Source organism: Massilia sp. CT11-108 (assembly GCF_047302915.1).
In the GTDB taxonomy this organism is placed as follows: domain Bacteria; phylum Pseudomonadota; class Gammaproteobacteria; order Burkholderiales; family Burkholderiaceae_D; genus Telluria; species Telluria orientalis.
Genome location: NZ_JBKYMO010000711.1, coordinates 1 through 2186, shown reverse-complemented (window position 1 = coordinate 2186; position 2186 = coordinate 1). Strand labels below are relative to the sequence as shown.

The 2186-nt window shown below is 66.1% G+C and carries 2 protein-coding genes and 1 pseudogene; 2 read left to right on the top strand and 1 reads right to left on the bottom strand.

Annotation, left to right across the window (positions count from 1 at the left end):
* Positions 1 to 440: pseudogene (locus ACEN88_RS29760) on the bottom strand (RNA polymerase sigma factor RpoD); the annotation flags it as partial.
* 588 nt (positions 441 to 1028) lie between these two features.
* Here ACEN88_RS29760 and ACEN88_RS29755 point away from each other — a divergent pair.
* Positions 1029 to 1532: a ProQ/FINO family protein gene (locus ACEN88_RS29755; RefSeq protein ID WP_413345500.1), complete on the top strand. Its 504-nt coding sequence runs from the start codon at positions 1029 to 1031 to the stop codon at positions 1530 to 1532.
* A gap of 13 nt (positions 1533 to 1545) precedes the next feature.
* On the top strand, positions 1546 to 2186 hold a 641-nt coding region (locus tag ACEN88_RS29750), incomplete at its 3' end, for a 3'-5' exonuclease (RefSeq protein WP_413345498.1).

The following is a 2186-nucleotide window of genomic DNA, read 5'->3' as shown; positions in this document are numbered from 1 at the left end:
GTGTCGGCTTTCAGCGCGGCCAGGCGCGAGATGCGCTTCTTGACGATCACCGGCGGCGCGGCGGGCGCGGTCGGCGTGGGGATCACGTCGTCCGTCTCATCGAAGGCCACGGCGGCGACGGGCGCGACGACGGGCTCGGCAGCCTCTGCGACAGGCTCGGCAACGTCTTCCGATGCCTGCACGTCGGCAGCGACGGCCTCGGCCTGCGCTTCGCCCGCGGCGGCGTCGTCGAACTGTTCCGGTTGCAGACGCGGCGCTTCCTCGGCCTGCACTGCCTTCAGCGACGCCAGGCGCGAACGCGTCTTCACCACCGTCACCTTGGCTGCCGCTTCCGTTTCGAGGAAATACGAGGTCGCGGTCTTCGGCACCGACAGCTGGGCCGTGCTCTTGGCCGGCGCTTTCTTCGCTGTCAGTGTCAGGGTCTTGGCGGTGTTTTTCATAGTCTTTCTCCAGTCGAGGCGTGGCGCGGTGCCTGCGAGGTCAATAACCCACCTGGTCCGCTTGGCGGTCCTTGTGGGCGGGGATGAGGGGAAGGCCCTAGCTAGGGGCGGAAAGCCCGATATCAAGCACTCCTGCCGCTGCCCGGCGGGCGCCCCGGGCAGCCGGGATGGGCTGCGGCGCGCGTGCACAGTGGGTTCAAGCGGAACGGAACGTGGTCGAAATCGCGGGTTAACATGTCGGAACGAAAAAAAGCCCGTCAGACAACGGGCTTGAATCTATTTTCCAGAGGAGAAATAGAGGAGACGGAGGCATTATGCCTTAAGGAAATTTTTAGCGATAATTGAAATATCCGATATGGGATATCACTCAGACGCATATTTCCTTTTCCTCTTCCTGACCCTGGCTGCGTCGGCGCAAACCGTGCGCAAGGAAAGGGGCGGATCATACACGATTTCTTGCCCGCGCGCCGCTGTACATGCGTGAAATCACCGTCGTCGACTCAATAAAACGATCCGTTACATGGCTGAGCGGCACGCGCGCGGCGCGGCCATGCTATCCTTCCGCTTCCCGTTCTTACCATGAAGTCAATGAATACGATGAGTCCTGTCGCCGAGCTCCCCGAGGCCACCGAAAACGCCACCCCCGCCACGCCCGACGCGCCTGCGAATGACGCGCCGGCTGCGGCCCCGGAAGCCGCCCAGTCGCCCCGCGCCCTGCTCAAGCAGCTGCAACAAGAGTTCAAGGCCTTCCGCGACTGCCTGCCGCTGGCGATCGGCATCGACAAGCAGGTGCTGGCCCGCCTGCCCGGCCTGAACCGCAAGACCATGCGCGCCGCGCTGGGCATCCACACGGGCTCGATGCGCTACCTGCGCGCAATGGAAAAAGCCACCGTGCGCTACGACCTGGACGGCAATCCGGGCGCCGAAGTGACCGACACGCACCGCCAGCACGCCAAGGAACTCCTGCAGGAACGCTTCAAGAAAGAAGCCGAGCGCAAGAAGGCCGAGCGCGACGCCGCCGCCCAGGTGGAAGCCGACCGCAAGCGCCAGGAAAAGCTGCAGCAGCTGGCCTCCAAGTTCGCGAAACGCTGATCCGGCAGCACGGATGAGCGAGGCCGAGGACGCCCTCCCCCCTTACGAAGGCATCACCCTGGCCGACGTGCGTCTCGTGCGCACGCGCCAGGATGCGGACGGCGCGCTGTCCGCGCTGCTGGCGTCCGACGTCATCGGCTTCGACACCGAATCGAAGCCCACGTTCCAGAAGGGCGAGCAATCGACGGGGCCGCACCTCGTCCAGCTCGCTACCGACCAGCACGCCTATCTGTTCCAGATCGGCGTGCTCAAGCCGCGCGCGCCGGACGCAACTCCCGAGCTGCCGCCCGGCGTCGACGTGTTGCGCGCCGTGCTGGAATCGCCTGCCATCCTGAAAGTCGGCTTCGGCCTCGGCGACGACCTGCGCCGCCTGCGCGCCAAGCTGGGCATCGAGACGTGCAACGTGCTCGACCTGTCCACGGCCCTGCGCCGCGGCGAGCGCAATGCGCTGGGCGCGAAGACGGCCGTCGCGCGCTTCTTCGGCAAGCGCCTGCAGAAATCGCGCAAGATCACGACGACCAACTGGGCCCTGCCGCGCCTGTCCGACAAGCAGATTCTGTACGCGGCCGACGACGCCCACGTCGCCCTGCGCATCTACCGCCACTGGCGCGCGAATCCGCCGCCGCCGTTGCCGCCGAAGCCCAGCGCCGGCGG

Coding starts and splice junctions, on each gene's coding strand:
- ACEN88_RS29755 (WP_413345500.1), top strand. CDS start 1,029: ATGAATACGATGAGTCCTGTCGCCGAGCTCCCCGAGGCCACCGAAAAC.